3 protein-coding genes are annotated in these 1,329 nt (G+C 56.8%); all 3 read left to right on the top strand.

Going from position 1 to position 1,329, the window contains the following annotated elements:
* Nucleotides 1–276 (top strand): hypothetical protein (locus tag IE168_RS14665; protein ID WP_229823624.1); only part of this gene is annotated, 276 nt, incomplete at its 5' end.
* 122 nt (nucleotides 277–398) lie between these two features.
* On the top strand, nucleotides 399–842 hold the full coding sequence (locus tag IE168_RS14395) for a hypothetical protein (protein WP_189499503.1): 444 nt from the start codon (nucleotides 399–401) through the stop codon (nucleotides 840–842).
* Nucleotides 839–1,225 carry a hypothetical protein gene (locus IE168_RS14390; protein WP_189499500.1) on the top strand — a complete coding sequence of 129 codons (387 nt, stop codon included), beginning with the start codon at nucleotides 839–841 and terminating at the stop codon, nucleotides 1,223–1,225. Before IE168_RS14395 ends, IE168_RS14390 begins: the two co-directional genes overlap by 4 nt.
* The last annotated feature ends 104 nt before the right edge of the window (nucleotides 1,226–1,329 follow it).

Raw genomic sequence — 1,329 nt, 5'->3', positions numbered from 1 at the left:
GTGTTAGGCCGCATGGCGATTTCTCGCAAGATTGACCACGTTGCTCTTGGCTGGCTGATCGTAGTGTCAGTCGCAGCTATAGCGGCATTCGTCTGGGTTCTAACTTCCAGCTCGTCCTATCCGGGGAGCGTCAGCTGTGGCTTCGGTGGCGTGCTTCCCCCTGGCTGCTCCTCGAGTCTGGGGGACAAACTCACGCTAATCTGCGTCGTCGCGGTACCGCTTGTTGGGCTGCTGTCGTACAAGGCATTCTTCACAAAAGTCGGTCGCGGCAAGTGAGTTGCGGCCTAACAATGCGTTCAAGCCGAAGCCGCTTCGTTACGCGGTCCAGGCGGCAGGTAAAGCTTGCCACCTGGCCCGCTCCACTGCGCGTCTCGGCTTAACTTAGGTGTTAGGCGGCTATGAAAGTCATCGAAGTTTTTGGGGCAGGATTGACCGCGCTTATGGTTGTGATCGCAGCCATCTACTTTGTTGTTTCGTTCGCACCGATCTTGTGGCCAGCCTTCGTCGCTTCGCGTAACCGGCCTGATCTTCCTCGCCCAGTTGTTTTCGTCGCTGTGGTGGCTGCGCTTGTTTACGGCGCATTTTCGTTCATTGGCTTTGCTGTCCTGCTGCCTGTGGAGGCGTACGGCGCCTTCGTTGCTCCGTCGCTGGAGGCTTCGGGCGCCGCCTACGGAGCAGGCATCCTTCGTCTCTCGCGATTCTTCACAGAATATTGGTGGCTCTTCGTTCCCCCGATCCAACTCGGGTTAACCTGGTTCATCACCGGACAGGTCGGCAGGCGGTGGCAGCACATCTGCTCGGCGCCGCTTCTGGTGTTAGGCATCAGGGAGATGGCGTCGTGAACTGGGACAAGATTGTCAAGCTCGCGCTCACCTTGTTCCTTACACAAGTGGTAATCGGATTCCTCGACGGTGCTCTCTCACCTACGGACGCGGGCATCAAATGGCTCGTGGCTAGCGCTGCAGTTTCGTTCGTCGCCTGCGGAGCTATATTTGCCGTCTTCGCTATACGCCAGCCAACCAAGCAATTCACTCACGCCTGGATCGCCCTTCTTGTTCAAGTGGTTTTCTCGTTCGTGCTGGTAAGCACACTTGATCGCTGGATGGGCAGTACATCGTGGTTTGCTGTCGCCCTGGAGTGGTTTTCGCTTGTCTGTGCGCTCATAGTTGGTGTTTCAACTGGCTCTGCCCTGCGTCATAGCTTTGGTAAGCGGGCTGATGCCTAACAATGCGTTCAAGCCGAAGCCGCTTCGTTCCACCAACCACATGGCAGGTAAAGCTTGCCATGTGGTTGGCTCCACTACGCAGCTCGGCTTAACTTAGGTGTTAG

The organism is Luteimonas padinae, from assembly GCF_014652935.1.
GTDB lineage: Bacteria > Pseudomonadota > Gammaproteobacteria > Xanthomonadales > Xanthomonadaceae > Luteimonas > Luteimonas padinae.
The sequence above is the reverse complement of the archived record's forward strand: the minus strand, read 5'-3'. Positions and strand labels throughout refer to the sequence as shown.